The organism is Photobacterium sp. WH77 (assembly GCF_022014395.1).
Taxonomy (GTDB): domain Bacteria; phylum Pseudomonadota; class Gammaproteobacteria; order Enterobacterales; family Vibrionaceae; genus Photobacterium; species Photobacterium arenosum.
The window spans coordinates 94,865-110,501 of sequence record NZ_JAKLTE010000004.1; the positions used below are offsets into that span (position 1 = coordinate 94,865).

At 49.2% G+C, this 15,637-nt stretch carries 13 protein-coding genes; 8 read left to right on the top strand and 5 right to left on the bottom strand.

The window, feature by feature from the left end:
* Positions 1-281 precede the first annotated feature (281 nt).
* A complete protein-coding gene (gene rsuA, locus L6J37_RS05505; protein ID WP_237794447.1) occupies positions 282-971 on the bottom strand; it encodes a 16S rRNA pseudouridine(516) synthase RsuA in 690 nt (229 codons plus the stop codon).
* A gap of 280 nt (positions 972-1,251) precedes the next feature.
* Between rsuA and L6J37_RS05510 the strand changes: the two genes are divergently transcribed.
* Together L6J37_RS05510 and L6J37_RS05515 are read left to right on the top strand one after the other, a co-directional pair.
* Positions 1,252-1,746 (top strand): GNAT family N-acetyltransferase, encoded by a 495-nt coding sequence (locus tag L6J37_RS05510; protein WP_027252305.1) that lies wholly within the window; start codon positions 1,252-1,254, stop codon positions 1,744-1,746.
* 106 nt (positions 1,747-1,852) lie between these two features.
* Entirely contained in the window at positions 1,853-3,592 is a 1,740-nt protein-coding gene (locus L6J37_RS05515) for a DEAD/DEAH box helicase (protein ID WP_237794448.1), read from the top strand.
* A gap of 60 nt (positions 3,593-3,652) precedes the next feature.
* On the opposite strand, the gene L6J37_RS05520 is transcribed toward L6J37_RS05515, so the two are convergent.
* Positions 3,653-5,704, bottom strand: a complete 2,052-nt coding sequence (locus L6J37_RS05520; protein ID WP_237794449.1) for a TonB-dependent hemoglobin/transferrin/lactoferrin family receptor — start codon at positions 5,702-5,704, stop codon at positions 3,653-3,655.
* A gap of 347 nt (positions 5,705-6,051) precedes the next feature.
* Between L6J37_RS05520 and rplY the strand changes: the two genes are divergently transcribed.
* Positions 6,052-6,330 carry a 50S ribosomal protein L25 gene (rplY, locus tag L6J37_RS05525; RefSeq protein WP_192016596.1) on the top strand — a complete coding sequence of 93 codons (279 nt, stop codon included), beginning with the start codon at positions 6,052-6,054 and terminating at the stop codon, positions 6,328-6,330.
* 88 nt (positions 6,331-6,418) lie between these two features.
* On the opposite strand, the gene L6J37_RS05530 is transcribed toward rplY, so the two are convergent.
* Complete coding sequence (locus L6J37_RS05530; RefSeq protein WP_192016595.1) at positions 6,419-6,670, bottom strand: DUF1289 domain-containing protein; 252 nt, start codon at positions 6,668-6,670, stop codon at positions 6,419-6,421.
* A gap of 449 nt (positions 6,671-7,119) precedes the next feature.
* Here L6J37_RS05530 and L6J37_RS05535 point away from each other — a divergent pair, with 449 nt between their 5' ends.
* The 5 genes from L6J37_RS05535 to L6J37_RS05555 all read left to right on the top strand — a co-directional run bounded on the left by L6J37_RS05535 (position 7,120) and on the right by L6J37_RS05555 (position 12,250).
* A complete protein-coding gene (locus tag L6J37_RS05535; RefSeq protein ID WP_192016594.1) occupies positions 7,120-8,211 on the top strand; it encodes a TRAP transporter substrate-binding protein in 1,092 nt (363 codons plus the stop codon).
* 76 nt (positions 8,212-8,287) lie between these two features.
* Complete coding sequence (locus tag L6J37_RS05540; protein ID WP_192016593.1) at positions 8,288-8,812, top strand: TRAP transporter small permease subunit; 525 nt, start codon at positions 8,288-8,290, stop codon at positions 8,810-8,812.
* Positions 8,813-8,822: 10 nt separating this feature from the next.
* Positions 8,823-10,106, top strand: a complete 1,284-nt coding sequence (locus L6J37_RS05545; protein ID WP_218384723.1) for a TRAP transporter large permease — start codon at positions 8,823-8,825, stop codon at positions 10,104-10,106.
* A gap of 139 nt (positions 10,107-10,245) precedes the next feature.
* Complete coding sequence (locus L6J37_RS05550; protein ID WP_237794557.1) at positions 10,246-11,640, top strand: cache domain-containing protein; 1,395 nt, start codon at positions 10,246-10,248, stop codon at positions 11,638-11,640.
* Positions 11,609-12,250 (top strand): response regulator transcription factor, encoded by a 642-nt coding sequence (locus L6J37_RS05555; RefSeq protein WP_218384725.1) that lies wholly within the window; start codon positions 11,609-11,611, stop codon positions 12,248-12,250. The genes L6J37_RS05550 and L6J37_RS05555 overlap by 32 nt, the downstream gene beginning before the upstream one ends.
* Here L6J37_RS05555 and L6J37_RS05560 read toward each other — a convergent pair.
* Both L6J37_RS05560 and L6J37_RS05565 read right to left on the bottom strand, forming a co-directional pair.
* Positions 12,247-14,685 carry a DNA polymerase II gene (locus L6J37_RS05560; RefSeq protein WP_237794450.1) on the bottom strand — a complete coding sequence of 813 codons (2,439 nt, stop codon included), beginning with the start codon at positions 14,683-14,685 and terminating at the stop codon, positions 12,247-12,249. The genes L6J37_RS05555 and L6J37_RS05560 overlap by 4 nt on opposite strands.
* Positions 14,666-15,439: a nucleotidyltransferase domain-containing protein gene (locus L6J37_RS05565; RefSeq protein WP_237794451.1), complete on the bottom strand. Its 774-nt coding sequence runs from the start codon at positions 15,437-15,439 to the stop codon at positions 14,666-14,668. Before L6J37_RS05565 ends, L6J37_RS05560 begins: the two co-directional genes overlap by 20 nt.
* Between the last annotated feature and the right edge of the window lie 198 nt (positions 15,440-15,637).

Sequence of the window (15,637 nt, forward strand, 5' to 3'; positions counted from 1 at the left end):
CTACTTAAATCTTTCCCGACAGGAAATGATAAGTTTCTTTTTATAGTGTACTAGCGAAAAATTGTGATGCGCGTTATCACAAAGTTCAAGTATTGACCAAAAAATCGCATCTATGTTGCCTGACAGCGAATTTTCGCTGTTTTTCTCTGCAGCCTGAAAGAACAAATAGCAGGAATTAAAAAGGCGTCGATACCCCTACAGGGCCGACGCCTTCTCGCTTTACCGCTAAGTCGTTTTACCACTAAGTCGCTATAACACTGAGTCGCTAAGCCGCTAACAGATTAAAAGCTGGCGATTTCTTCTTCCGTTAGAGGACGATACTCACCAGGTTCCAGATCTTCATCCAGCACGACAGCGCCAACCTGCTCACGGTGTAACGCCACCACTTTATTACCGATTGCAGCGAACATGCGCTTCACCTGATGGTATTTCCCTTCAGAGATAGTGATCAGTGCTGCGCACTCCTCAAGAATCTCCAGTTTTGCCGGTCGGGTCAGATCTTTCTCGCCGCGCAGCTGTACACCTTTGGCGAACTCCTTGATTGCAGAGGCCGGAATTGGATCGGCCGTTTCCACGTAGTACACTTTCTCGCAAACGTGGCGCGGCGAGGTGATGCGGTGTGACCACTGGCCATCATCCGTCAGCAGCACCAACCCTGTGGTATCCGCGTCCAGCCTGCCCGCCACATGCAGTTTTTCCGGGCTGACTTCATCGAGCAACACAAAGACGGTCGGATTAAAGTCATCCACATGCGAACAAACGTAACCCTGAGGTTTGTTCAGCATAAAATATTTCGGGCCCGTCATGTGCAGCGTGCTGCCATCAAACTCAACGTCACAGTCATCCGTGATTTTCAGCGCACCGGTTTTGACGATGTCGCCATTCACTTCTATTCTTTTTTCTTTGAGTAATTTACCGGCTTCCTTGCGAGTAATTCCCAGGGCGGTACATAAAAATTTGTCAAGCCGCATTGCAGGCTCCGAGTGGTGCAAAAGCGCCATTATAAAAACCTGACCTGCGTGATGCACGAAAAATCTCAAACCTGAGCCGGCTGAAGCGATATCACTAATTGCAACCCTTGATCACAAATTTTTACATCGCATTGCCTGAACTGCCACTAAGCTCAAAAAGTAGAACATTTCTCCATTTTCACGGTCTTCACTTATAGACAGAGGGCATGAGTTATCCGTATAAACACCTTGAACAACTCACCACTGTGCCATGAAAACACCGAACAACTAAGGTTGACTTATGAACATCTCACTTGTAGCGCCTAGCCTGTCTTCTGTGGACATGCTGCTTACACTAGTTGGGGAACTCTTTGAATATGAAGTCCTGCCACAAAAGCGTGAGCAAACCACACAGGCAGTACACCAGATGTTGAACAATCCTGAACTGGGTCAGGTTTGGTTTATAGAAATTGAACATGAAGGCAATACTATGATTGCCGGACATATTATCCTGAGTTACAGCTTCAGCCTTGAGCATGGCGGACGAATAGCCCTGATAGATCAGTTCTACCTGAAATCCGAATGGCGCCAGCAAGGAATAGGCACTGAGCTCATGCCTCAGATTGAACATCACTGCGCAGAAGCCGGTGTGCATGCACTGACTCTCGAAGTGAACATAGGTAACAAAGGCGCCCGCAGCTTCTATGAGAAGCACGATTTTATTCCGCGCCGCCAGTTCTGCATGATGACCAAAACCATCAAGCCCACGAAACTGCCACTGAACATGGCTTCGTAATGATTGACCACCGGGGCTCATTTCTCTGGGCCCTACTCCGATTACTTGTCTAACACCAAGAAAAGCCGTTACACTCCCCTTCGCTTTCCACTAGTGACCGTGATTGATGTATACGCTTCGTCCTTATCAGCAAGACTGTGTCAAAGCCACAGTTCACTACTTCCGTAAACACAGCTCACCTGCAGTCCTGGCTCTGCCAACCGGGGCAGGGAAAAGCCTGGTCATCGCAGAACTCGCCCGGATAGCCCGCGGCCGGGTACTGGTGCTTACCCATGTCAAAGAGCTGGTTGAACAAAACCATGCCAAGTATGAAAGCTACGGCCTGAACGCGTCCATTTTTTCAGCCGGGCTGGGCCGGAAAGAAACCGATCAGCAAGTCGTTTTTGCCTCCGTGCAATCTATGGTCAACAGCCTTGAGCAATTCAACGATGAGTTTTCCTTGCTGGTCATTGATGAATGCCACCGGGTGCCTGATGATGAAAACAGCGCCTATCAGCGGGTTATCCAGCATCTCCAGCGTATCAACGCTGGTATCAAAATCCTTGGCCTGACAGCCACGCCGTACCGGCTGGGCATGGGCTGGATTTACAAATACCACACGCGGGGGCAAGTGCGGACAGAGCAGGATCGCTTCTTCCGTGACTGTATTTTCGAGCTGCCTATTCGTTATCTGCTTGATGAAGGCTTCCTGACCGAACCCAGCATCATGGACATGGCCGTCATTGGTTATGATTTTTCCAGTCTTAAACCTGCCAACAACGGTCACTATAAAGAGGCAGATCTGGATGCGGTGATCGCCAAGTCGTCCCGCGCCACCCCAGTGATCATCGATCAGGTGATCGATTATGCCAAAGACAGAAAAGGAGTGATGATCTTCGCCTCTACGGTCAATCACGCCAAAGAAATCATGGGTTATCTGGCCGGTGAGTCTGCCGCGCTTGTGGTAGGCGATACTCCGCTGGAAGAGCGGGATCGCATCATCACAGGGTTCAAGAATCAGCAGATCAAATACCTGGTGAACGTTTCCGTTCTGACAACAGGGTTTGATGCACCGCATGTGGATTTAATTGCCATTCTGCGACCGACAGAATCCATCAGCCTCTACCAGCAAATTGTCGGCCGTGGTCTGCGGTTAGCCGAAGGCAAATCGGACTGTCTGGTGCTCGAATATGCCGGTAACTGTTATGACTTGTACCAGCCGGAAGTCGGCGATCCCAAACCTGACAGTAACAGTGAAGTGATCATGGTGCCCTGCCCGGCTTGCGGCTTTAAAAACAGCTTCTGGGGCAAACTCGACCCGGCCGGTTTTCTGATAGAACACTATGGCCGCCGCTGTCAGGGCTATTTCGAAGACGATGACGGAGAGCGTGAAGAGTGTGGCTATCGCTTTCGCGCCAAATTCTGCGAAGAATGCGGTACGGACAACGACATCGCCGCCAGACGCTGCCATCAGTGTGATGCGGTAATGGTCGATCCGGACAAAAAACTGCGTGATGCGCTGAAACTTAAAGATGCAATGATCATGAAGTGTACCGACATGAAGCTGGAACCGGGCAAGAACCAGTACGGCAAGCCTCAGCTGAAAGTGACCTACTTCAGTGAGGAAGACGGCCATATCAGCGAAGTCTGGACATTAGCCAATAAAACACAGAAAAGTGATTTTCTGAAAAAATTCATCAATCCCCATCTGGTCGATCGCCACCGGCCCTTCACCGATACAGCGCCAACACGTGTTGCCAGCAATGAACACAGGCTGCGGCCGCCGGAAATCATTATCGCCCGGAAAAGCGGCCGCTTCTGGGCGATTCGGGATAAGTTGTTCGATCTGGATCAGTACAAGCAGTAAGTCTGATGATTCAGAATGAACAAAGCCGCACAGTGATGTGCGGCTAGTTTTCAGCATTATTTAAAAGGTGTACTGCGCCGACAAACGGAAAGAACGTCCCGGTTGATACACTTCATTCCAAGCAACCCGATAGTTCTCATCGAATGCGTTTGCAACCGTAAAGTCAACTTTCAGACCATCCAGATTGGAAAGCGGCTCCCATGTCGCATAGAAATCGACTGTATTATAGCTGTCGTAAGTCTCGTTTCCGGAAACACGGTCCTGCTCACTGGCAAACAGCGCTCTTGTACCAACATTGGTGTCAATCTGCCAGAGAGCATATTCCAATTGAGCGACCCACTTATCAGCCGGTACATTATCCAGCCAGGATCCATCGGATTTATCCTTACCGCGTGTCTGACCATAAGACAGACCTGCCGACAGGCTAGCAACCCGATAAACAGCCGCAACTTCATAACCTTCCAGCTCTGCACGATCAACGTTGACTGAACGGCTGGTTCCGGCACAACCAATGCCTGAGCCACTGCCCATAATACAGCCCATCATTGCACTGGAATCTGTTGGTACAAACACATCCAGATTAATAAAGTCTTCAACTTCGTTACGGAACACCGCTGCTGTGAGGCTCAGCTTGTCCTTCGCAATCAGGTTTTCAAAATCAAACTGACCTTTCAGCTCAATACTCTGCGCTTTCTCCGGTTTAAGATCCGGGTTTGGAGTAAAGGCATTCGTTACCGGGCCAATCCCGGGAATGCTGAACATGGTAAAGTGTGTGCCATCCATGTATAGCTCAGTCGTGGTTGGCGCACGGAATGCTTCATCATAACGCAGCGACCACTGCATCCAGGAAGCAGCCTGCCAGCTGATACCGGCAGAGGGGGATACTGCAGATTCATCGTTGTCTTGCTGACCTTTCGCCTCTGCTTTAAATGTGTCGTAGCGAAGACCGGCATCCAGCCCTATGGTGTCCGTCAGCGCATAATTGACATATGCAAAAGCACCCAGCGTGGTTGTTTCAGCACCATCCGGTGGTGTCGGCCGACCCTGCTCACCATTACCCCGCTTGGCATTCAGCTTATCCTGATAACCATCCAGACCCGTGTACACCTGCAAAGCACCCAGCTCAGACTCATTAGTTATGCTAAAGCCTGTGGTTTTAATTTTACTCAGGTCTTTACCATTTCCTGTGGTAGCAGTTTCCAAAATTTCAGTCTGATTGTAGTAAATACGGGTATCCAGGTTGACCAGTTCATTTGCCGGATTAAAGTTGTAGCTCAGTATCACACTCTGATCTTCAGTGTTACGATCAATCAATGTATCAGTAGCAGCCGGATCGGTTGAACCGACAACTGGTGGATGACCATCCCTGTCTGAATAACGCAGGCTCAGACCAAAACGATTAGCACTATTCGCCTGCCAATTCAGTTTTGCCAGACCCGTTGTATCAGTCGATTCAGTACCATAAAGTTTGTAGCCGTTACCCTGCTCCATCACGCCAGTGTCACGCACACTGCCGGCAAGTAACCAATCAATATTGTCGGACTGATTCGCAATCGCGGCTGTGTTAGTCCAGACATCACCATTATCCTGATATCCGGTCTTAATTCGGCCACCCAGCCCTTTGCCATCAACGATATCGGCCGCATTGATGGTATTCTGAATAACGACACCACCAATTGCGCCTGAGCCGTACAGCGAACTGATTGGGCCTTTGATCACTTGAACGTCACTCAGCAAAGAAGGGTCAAGAAAGTATGAAGGCCTGTGGTCATAGTCGAAGTTCTGACGATTACCGTCAATCACCTGCAATATTTTATTACCCTGCAAACCACGAATATTCACGGACTGGTTACCGGGTACATTCCCCCCAGCGAGTGAAACATTCGGTTCAAACTTGAGTGCTTCGGCCACTGAGTTTGGCTGAATTTCAGCAAGTTTCTTCTGGTCGACCACATCAATTGAGCGAGTCTTCTCCTGCTGCGTCACTTCCAGACGAGATGCAGTGACGACAATTTTTTCATCTGCCTGTTGCTCTGTTCCCTGAGCATGCAATGAAGGAGAAAGGGCCAGCAATACAGAGCTGGCAATCAGTGAGAGTTGTTTGTGATTCATATACCCTGCTATCAATTTTTTTTATCAATTAGATTCGTTATTGGTAAAGATTATACAAAAACAAATGATAATTACTATCAATCTCAATGTTATTTATATCACAGTTGGGCAATTTTATTGGAACTAAGTCCAATTTATGAAACTTGTTGGGTGTATTTTGTTGCAAGTAGAAAAGAGCTATGCATGGGATGGTTCTGATGATTTTTTCGTTGTTTAAAAGGCTTGTCAGGATTTTTTCTTGTCAGTTTCATGAGGGAGTGTTAGTATCCGCGCTCAATTTGACGGTACTCAGTAAGGTCGCATTACTGAAATACCTTCTTTTATTCACTCACTTAAGAGTAGTTATCATGAAATTTGAAGCACAAGTACGTTCAGACCTGGGTAAAGGTGCGAGCCGCCGCCTGCGTCACACTAACAAATTCCCAGCGATCATCTACGGTGGCACTGAAGCTCCAGTTGCAATCGAACTGAACCACGATGACGTGATCAACCAGATGGATAAAGAAGGCTTCTACGATGCCATCACTCTGGTAATCGACGGTAAAGAAGTGAACGTTAAGCCACAAGACATCCAGCGTCACCCATTCAAGCCAAAAGTTCAGCACATGGACTTTATCCGCATCTAATTGCGGTTGGTGTGAAAACGCTGAAGAAAAAAGCGCCTCAGGGCGCTTTTTTTGTGTCTGGTGATTTTGCATGAAACGAAATGAAATTCTAGAACAGATCTTGCTGTGGATTGTCTGGCCCGTTCGCGGCCTGCATTTCCAGATCTCGCTTGCGCTTGAGTAAACGCAGGTAACGTTGCCGGCATAATTTGATCACATGCCGTTTTTGATCGTTGCTCATCACCTGCCAGTGAAATCGCTCTTCTCGGCTTCTCAGGCAACCTTTGCAATACCCTCTGTTATTCACCTGGCAGACACCAATACACGGGCTGGGAATGGTAAAAAGTTCTAACTGCTCCATATCCCCTTCTCTGCTATCTGCGTGCTATACGGTGAAAGGTTCATAACAACCACAAACTGCTTAAATTGCATACAAACTGATAGTAACGACTTTATGCTGATAACGCCAGTCGGCCAAGGGTACGCCCAGGTGAAGTAATGCCGATCTGTCATCAGTGAGCCACTTCACACCCATCACAATTAGTTAACATAATTACCTATGTCTTTTCTACGTAGTTTACGTCACTCACTAAAACACATGACGCACTAAGTATTAGTTATTTATCAAATAGTTAAACTTAACTAAAAAGATAGCCTACGTGTTAATACGTAATACTTTAGTCGCTATTTATCACGATCTTATTTGATCTCCACTCAGTGTTATTGCGCTTGTTCAGGCCTATAGTTTGTTCAATGCTTTGATTGCATAGGGATTATCCCGCTATCACAATAACAATGAGGACGTGAAACATGAGTCTGGTAAAACGCACTGTACGCAATGCTCTGGTGGCAGCCAGCGCGGTTGCGGTTTTACTTTCCAGTACCGCCGCTTATTCCGCAGAAAAAGTCTATCGCCTGAAGCTGGCTGAAACCTGGGGCGCAAACTTTCCTATTTTTGGTGACACCACCAAAACCATGGCCGAGATAGCAGAGAAAATGTCTAACGGCCGTTTGCAGATCCGAATCGATTCTGCCAATAAACACAAAGCGCCGCTGGGCGTGTTTGATATGGTAAAAGCCGGCCAGTATGACATTGGCCACTCGGCGTCTTACTACTGGAAAGGCAAAGTACCGAATACCCTTTATTTCTCCACTATGCCATTCGGTATGGTCGCGGCCGAACAGTATGCCTGGTTCTATCACGGTGGCGGCATGGAACTGATGGAAAAAGTCTATGGCCCGCATAACCTGCTGTCATTCCCCGGTGGTAACACGGGCGTTCAGATGGGCGGCTGGTTTCAGAAAGAGATCAAAACGACTGATGATCTGAAAGGCCTAAAAATCCGTATTCCGGGCTTTGCCGGTGAGGTACTGGCTAAGTTAGGTGCCAGTCCGACCAATATTGCGCCGGGCGAGCTCTACACAGCACTTGAGCGCCGTACCATTGATGCGCTGGAATGGGTGGGACCGGGCCTGGACCTGAGAATGGGTTTCCACAAAATCGCACCTTATTACTATACCGGCTGGCATGAGCCTGCAACTGAACTGCAATTTCTAGTTAACAAACAATCCTGGGAGCGCCTGCCGGCTGATCTGCAGGAAATTCTGCGCGTTGCGATGCGCCTCTCTGCCTATGACATGTATATCTTAAATACCCACGCCAGTGCTGAGAACTGGTCAACCATGAAGGAAGAATATCCGAACATCAAAGTCATGAACTTCCCGGATGACGTCATGGCAGCCATTCGCCAGGCCAACGATGAATTGCTTGAAGAGCAGGCCAAGAGTGATCCTCTGGCAAAAGAGATCCTGGATTCACAAGCGGCCTATCTGAAAAAAGCCCGTGAATGGACGCTGATTGCTGATAAAGCCTATCTCGACAGTCAGGCTGAACAGAAATAACACTAAAGTCATGCACCGGTCTGTCCGGTGCATACTTATTTATCAGTCTGGAATGTTGCCTCGCGACGGAGTTATTATGCGAAGCTTGTTAGCCTTCGAAAAAATCATCAACCGGTTTTCTGATTTGCTTGGCTGGATGGCCAGCACTCTGTTTATCATACTGATGTTCAACGTTTTTTATGATGTTGTTATGCGGTATGCCTTTAACCATGTTTCTATTGCCATGCAGGAGATGGAGTGGCATCTGTTCTCTGCCGTTTTCCTGCTGGGCGTTCCCTACGCACTTAAGGCTGGCGGCCATGTGCGGGTAGATGTTTTCTACGAACGTTTCACTCTCAAAACCCGCGCCATTATCGACCTGCTGGGGACACTCTTTTTCCTGCTGCCATTCTGTATCCTGGTGTACTGGTATGGCGTTGATTATATGAAAGAATCCTACTCTCTTGGTGAGTCCAGCGGCGACCCGGGCGGTTTACCTTATCGCTGGCTGATTAAAGGCCTGATCCCTCTTTCTTTCCTGTTTATGGCCATTTCAGGGATCGGAATGCTGCTGCACAACATTAACCGGCTGGTAAACCCAAGCCTGTTCCACGAAAAATAAGGAATATTCCGTGGTTGGTATCATCATGTTTATCGTTGCCCTGTTTGCCCTGTTACTCGGGTTTCCAGTGGCATTTACCTTCGGCGGCATCGCACTGCTGTTCGGCGTCTGGGCAGAAGGGCCGGAAATCTTTGCATTCATGCCGTTTCGTATCATGAGCATTATGCAAAATACTGTGCTCATGGCCGTACCGCTTTTCGTCTTTATGGGCCTGGTGCTGCAAAAAACCCGCCTGGCAGAACAACTGCTGGAGTCCATGGGGAAACTTTTCGGTAGTGTTCGCGGTGGTCTGGCTATCTCAACGGTATTAGTAGGATCGCTGCTGGCCGCGTCAACCGGCGTGGTCGGGGCTTCTGTTGTCGCAATGGGCCTGATATCCCTGCCTGTTATGATGAAATATCAGTACAGCAAAGGCCTGGCGACAGGCACAATTTGTGCTTCAGGTACCCTGGGTCAGATCATCCCGCCATCCATCGTATTGATTTTGTTGGGTGACGTACTGGGAATTCCGGTTGGCGATCTGTTTCAGGCCGCTATCTGGCCCGGCCTCGCACTGGTACTGGCTTATATCGTTTACATCGTCATTTACAGCTGGTTGAATCCGGAAGCCACCCAGCCGATGGAACGGGATCCCGACCAGTCTCGTCAGCAGGAAGTTATCACGGCACTGAAAGCCGTGTTGCCGCCTCTGGCGCTGATTATCGTGGTGTTAGGGTCAATTTTTGCGGGTATCGCCACCCCTACCGAGTCTGCTGCTTTGGGCGGCATGGGGGCGGTTTTGCTGTCGCTCATTTACCGCCAGTTCTCATGGCGCATGCTGTATGACAGTGCATTTGAAACCGTCAAAGTAACCGCCATGGTGTTTGGTATCCTGCTGGGTGCGACAGCTTTCTCTATGGCATTCACCTACACAGGCGGTGATTATCTGGTCGAAGAGTGGATGCTGTCTTTACCCGGTGAAGAATGGAGTTTCCTGATCCTGACCATGCTCATCATTCTGATTCTGGGATTTTTCATCGATTTCGTTGAAATCTGCTTTATTGTGGTGCCGATCCTTGCGCCTATTGCCGATGCTATGGGGATCAATATGCTTTGGTTTGCCATTCTGATTGCCATGAATCTGCAAACCTCCTTCCTGACTCCGCCCTTTGGTTTCAGCCTGTTTTACCTTAAAGGCGTTGCGCCTGACGGTATTACCACGCGGGATATTTATAAAGGTGTTATGCCCTTCATTACCATTCAGGTTCTGATCCTGGCCTCTGTCTTAATATTCCCTGGCTTCTACGGACTGTAGCCTTGCGATGAAACCCCAAAAATCTAGAGCTAGCCGGCACTTTTTCCATAAAGTGCCGCTATTTTTCTTTGATATCCCCAACAAATTGTTAACATTCAAGACAACTATGCAATCGCTCAACAGCCCTACGTTTGCAACTATGCCCCTGAAAGTGAAGCTGATCTTACTGACACTGCTCCCATTACTGCTGATCAGCGCTGCGATCAGCTGGATTGCTATCCATCAGGCAACCTCACTCGGGCAAAAAGAAATCGCCACTTTTCGTGCCAGCCTGATCGCATCTAAAGAGCAGGCATTGAAAGACACTGTCGATCTTGCCCTCGATAGCATTAATCACATCTATCAAAACGCCGCAGCCAATGATGAAAAAGCCAAGGCGGAAGTAAAACGTGTTCTGAACGACCTGAGATACGGCAATGACGGCTATTTTTTTGTTTACCATGAAGATGGCACCAATCTGGCCCACCCTGTTTTGCCTGAACTGGTCGGAAAAAATTTATTGAATTTGCAGGATAATAATGGCAATTACCTCATTCAGGCACTGATAGAAAAAGCCAAGTCTGGCGGTGGTTTCCATCAGTACCTCTGGCATAAACCCTCCAGTGATTTAATCGTGACAAAGCTCAGTTATGCGGCATGGTTGCCTAAATGGCGCTGGATGATAGGTACCGGCCTGTACATTGAAGATGTCGCCCGCCAAATGGCCAAGGTCGAACAGGGAGTACAGGCTAACATTCGGACGACCTTCATTTCTGTCATTGTTCTGGTTGCCATCACCACTCTGATCATTCTGATCACCACGCTGGCGATCAACCTTCATGAGCACAGGTTAGCAGACAGCCGCTTAAAAGAGCTGGCGTATAAAACTGTCATGTTTCAGGAAGAAGAGAAAAAGCATGTCGCCAGAGAACTCCACGACGGGGTGAACCAGTTGCTGGTTTCCTGCAAGTGCCATCTGGAATTGCTTCAGGACAAAATAGCCAGATCAGACATCGAACAGGCCATACGCCATCGAGGTCTGAGTGAATCCTCCCTGTTGCAGGCCATTGCCGAACTGAGGCGTATCTCGCACAGTCTGCGTCCCAGCTCGTTGGATGACATAGGACTGACTGCGGCACTGGATAACTTGTTCAGTGATTTTTCCGCTTCGACCGGCATACGTGTCAATCGTTCTCTGACACTTGGCAACGCCAGCCTCTCTACAGATATGATGACGACGCTATACCGGGTGGCTCAGGAATCACTGGTGAACATCAGCAAGCATGCTCAGTCTGACGCTATCGATGCAGAACTTTCAGTGATACAGGAAAACTTGCAGTTTATTATTCGCGATAACGGGACGGGATTTAATGTGCAACACGCCATGAATGGCAAAGGAATCGGCCTTCGCAACATGCGTGAACGGCTGGAATTTCTTGGTGGCGAGTTGGATATCAGCAGTGAACCGGGGCAAGGAACGGAAATTTTGGTCAACCTCCCTCTGAAACAAGGACTGGACATTTATGGCAAAAATTCAAGTGCTGTTAGTGGATGACCATCAGGTCGTCATGGAAGGATTTAAAGCACGGCTCGACAACGAAGCCAACATCGAAGTGATTGCAACAGCAAATAATGGCGATGAAGCGCTGAAAAAAGCCGAGCAGTGCCAACCCGATGTGGTACTGATGGATATCAGTATGCCGGAAATGAACGGTATTGAAGCCACACGCCATTTCCGTCACCGCTTTCCTGAGATCAAAGTGCTGATCCTGACCATGCATGACAATCGCGAATACATTCTTCAGGTCATGCAGGCCGGTGCAAGCGGTTATATTCTCAAAGAAGTTTCCGCACAGGAAATGGTGCAAGCCATAGAAGCCGTGCATCAGGGCGGACGGTATTTTTGCCGACTGGTCGCCGATACCTTATTCGCCGCGCCCATTGTGCAGGCTGAGCCTGCTGAAATGGTGCTGGCGGCATTAAGCCGGCGTGAGGAAACTGTACTGCGTCAGGTGGCGCTGGGCAAAAGCAGTAAAAAAATTGCGATGGAACTGGGGATCAGCACCCGAACAGTGGAAACCCACCGTCAGAATATCAAGCATAAACTCAACATGCACTCCACGGCTGAGCTCACCGCTTATGCCGTGAAAGAAAATCTGATTTAGAACAACCCCAGTTGCGGTGCAATAATGTCGTCAAAATGCCGTCCGATAAACGGCAGGATCCCATCTGCAATCGGCTTCAGCTGTTTGTCTATGTAATGGTCGTAATCAATCTGGCTTTGTCTGGCTTCCACCGGTTCCGGGCCATGTGTGGTGATGACATATTCAATCCAGCCGCCAGTCTGATACTGCAATGGTCGGCCCAGCTGCTGATTAACCTCGTCGGCTCGCCGGGCGGCCCGGACATGGGGCGGTACATTCTTCTGATACTCAGACAAGTGACGGCGTAACCTTTTGCGGTACACCAGTTTGTCGTCAAATACTCCCTGCCCGGTCATTTCCACGTAAGCACGTACATACTCTTCCACGTCTTCGTCATGAAACACTTTACTGTAAAGAGTCTGCTGAAACTCCTGTGCTAAGGGAGTCCAGTCGGTGCGGACCGTCTCCAGCCCTTTAAACACCATCTCTTCAACACCGCTTCGAATCACAAGACCGGCATAACGCTTTTTACTGCCGGTTTCCTGTCCCCGAATCGTCGGCATCAGAAATTTGTGGTAATGGGTTTCGTATTCCAGCTCAAGAGCGGAGGCAAGATTGTAATGCTCTTGCAGATGCCTGGCCCACCAGGCATTGATATCAACCACCAGCCGGGCACCGATGGCATCCGCATCCTCACCGCTGTGGGCCTTTTTCAGCGACACAAACGTCGAATCCGTGTCGCCGTATATCACCTCATAACCCTGCTCTTCAATGCGCTCACGGGTCAGCTTCATAATTTCATGACCCCGCATGGTGATCGAAGAGGCCAGACGATGATCAAAAAAACGGCAGCCTGAGGAACCCAGTACGCCATAAAAAGAGTTCATGATAATTTTTATCGCCTGCGAAAACGCTTTTTCGCCGTCTCTTTTCGCCTGGTCGCGTGCGGCCCACAGCGCTTCGATCATTTCGGGCAAAAAATGTTTCTGCCGGTGAAAGCGGCCGCCCCGAAAGCCAGCAATGGCCTGCTGCTCAGATTTCCCCTCATCCAGAAGTAAACCTTCAACCAGCCCCATGGGATCGATACAGAATGTGCGGATTATCGACGGGTACAGCGATTTGAAATCCAGCACCAGCACCGAGTCATACAAACCCGGTTTCGAGTCCATCACATAACCGCCGGGGCTGGCTATCCAGTTTTCGCTTTCAAGATTAGGGGCAACATAACCGGCGCGATGTAACTGAGGTAAATATAGGTTGGTGAATGCAGCAACCGAGCCGCCGACTCTGTCCAGCTCGACGCCCGTCAGCCGGCTACGTTCCAGCGCAAAATCCAGCAAGTGTGTTTTTTCGAAGATCCGGGTAACCAGTTTACAGTCCTGCAGGTTATAGCGTGCCAGTGACACTTTATCTTCGCGGAACATCTGATTAATTTCAGCCATGCGATCGTACACATTGTGAATAGCTTTGCCTTCGCCGAGCAGTTCTTGTGCGACCGATTCCAGCGACCAGGAACGAAAGTTATAAGTGGCCGTTTTCAGCGTATCAATACCGTCCATCACCACCCGGCCCGGAATGGTGATGAAACCGGCATTCGGGTTCTGACTGGACTGGCGCCAGTGCGGCGTCTGCCTGCCACGGCCAAGCCGCAAAGGCAATTTGTGCCATTCTGCACGCCGCAGTAACAAGCGCCAGTCAAAATCCACCACGTTCCAGCCGATAATGACATCAGGATCGTAGCGGATAAACCACTCCTGCATGGCCACCAGCAGGGCTTTTTCATCCCGGACCCATTCAATCCATGTCAGTTGCTCTTGCTCTGCGTTGAGTGGCTCTCCTACCATAATTACCCGGCTGTCAGCCTCGCTGTGCAGACCGACAGAATACAAAACGCCCTTCTCTGAACATTCAATATCCAGTGAGACTACAGACAGTGAAGGCAGATAATCCGCCGATTTGGTTTTCACCTGACGAAATTCGGTATACCCGTCTCTGATAACAGCATTCCCTGCAAAGGCAATTCCACCGCGGATGAAACGCTCCATCAGATAACGGTCAGCAAGCCGGATATCATCTTCAAACACTTTAATGCCTTCTGCTAACAACAATGCGCCAATCCGAAGGCTGGAGCTGATCGTAGCACTGTAGCAGGCCGACATGGTCTGGTGCTGAAAGTCTTTCATGTCCAGCGTGCGCCAGTTGACTGAAAAACCGTGTTGGGTAAGTACAGTGTCTGCCCTTTCCTGCTCGCTGGCCGGAATAAAACACACGGGACTTTCACCGTCGATAACCAGCTGGCAAGGTCCTTGGTCCGTTTTCACCCAGATAACAATCTGAGTCTGCCCTTGCCTGTCCCGGCTTTGACGGGTGAGTACGAACCCCTCAGCTTGCTGAGATAAAGAATGTGTATTTTGCCCTGGTGGAACGTGGGGATGCTTAGCCGATTTTGCGTTCAATTTTATTCCACTCATCAACAAGCCACTGGCCAAAACCCTGCATCAAAAACAAGGAGGCCTTTTTAGGCACTTGTGTCCGGCTCATCAGAATATACGCACGCTCAACGTCGACAGCTTTATCAGGGTAATTTTTCAAAAACAGATCTGTGGCCTCTCTGACTGACAGGGCCAGCACTTTTTCCCGGTGAAACACAAGCGTATATGCCGTCCACAGCATTTTCTTCCCTATATATTCACAGTAGTCAAGGTAATGCTCAGGCACCCGTGTTCTCAGGATTTTCTCCCGGTATTCAATGAGGATGGGTTCAAAAGGCCCATTTAATGATTTTGCCGCGTCCCAGCTGGGTTCGAAGGCACCAAAGCGTCCGGACAAGTCATCGCCCTTGAGGCACACACAGCAATGTCTGAGCCAGAAACCCCACTGAAAAATACCGTCCAGTGACAAGACATCACGCGTAATGGCGAGCCTGATATCCAGACGTTTCACTGCCCTGTAACGCCTGGCAATATGAGTGCTCAGGCTGTGCAGCCGGCTTTTTTCCAGATCGTTCAGTGGCCGCTCAAACACCAGAGTCAGGTTAAGATCGGACTGCCCTGGCACAGCATCACGACGTGCAACGCTACCTGCAAGGTATACGCTGTGAAGTGTGTCTTTGAACAGGACACCGAGGTGTTGCAAAGTCTCATTAATACAGGGTTGAAACACCGGTTGCAAAGGCCGGTTGTTATCAATGACGGGAAGAAAAGTTGGCAATATCTGTTTCCTGGAGCACCGCACTGTCTGCCAGCATCATAGCATGAAAGTGGCAGCCTTAAAGTTGGCGGCAGGCTTAAACGCTGCAATCTCAACCAACTAAGGCCTGCTCGCGCCTGCTACAGCACAATCGTCTGTATCATAGCCATCGACAGGTGGCCTTGGTATACTCCCGGTTCTATTCAATAAAACTGATAT

What these genes read in the sequence shown, in the direction of transcription:
- rplY (WP_192016596.1), top strand. Translation starts at nt 6,052, where the DNA reads ATGAAATTTGAAGCACAAGTACGTTCAGACCTGGGTAAAGGTGCGAGC.
- L6J37_RS05530 (WP_192016595.1), bottom strand. Translation starts at nt 6,670, where the DNA reads ATGGAGCAGTTAGAACTTTTTACCATTCCCAGCCCGTGTATTGGTGTC.
- L6J37_RS05550 (WP_237794557.1), top strand. Translation starts at nt 10,246, where the DNA reads ATGCCCCTGAAAGTGAAGCTGATCTTACTGACACTGCTCCCATTACTG.
- L6J37_RS05540 (WP_192016593.1), top strand. Translation starts at nt 8,288, where the DNA reads ATGCGAAGCTTGTTAGCCTTCGAAAAAATCATCAACCGGTTTTCTGAT.
- L6J37_RS05510 (WP_027252305.1), top strand. Translation starts at nt 1,252, where the DNA reads ATGAACATCTCACTTGTAGCGCCTAGCCTGTCTTCTGTGGACATGCTG.
- L6J37_RS05515 (WP_237794448.1), top strand. Translation starts at nt 1,853, where the DNA reads ATGTATACGCTTCGTCCTTATCAGCAAGACTGTGTCAAAGCCACAGTT.
- rsuA (WP_237794447.1), bottom strand. Translation starts at nt 971, where the DNA reads ATGCGGCTTGACAAATTTTTATGTACCGCCCTGGGAATTACTCGCAAG.
- L6J37_RS05555 (WP_218384725.1), top strand. Translation starts at nt 11,609, where the DNA reads ATGGCAAAAATTCAAGTGCTGTTAGTGGATGACCATCAGGTCGTCATG.
- L6J37_RS05535 (WP_192016594.1), top strand. Translation starts at nt 7,120, where the DNA reads ATGAGTCTGGTAAAACGCACTGTACGCAATGCTCTGGTGGCAGCCAGC.
- L6J37_RS05520 (WP_237794449.1), bottom strand. Translation starts at nt 5,704, where the DNA reads ATGAATCACAAACAACTCTCACTGATTGCCAGCTCTGTATTGCTGGCC.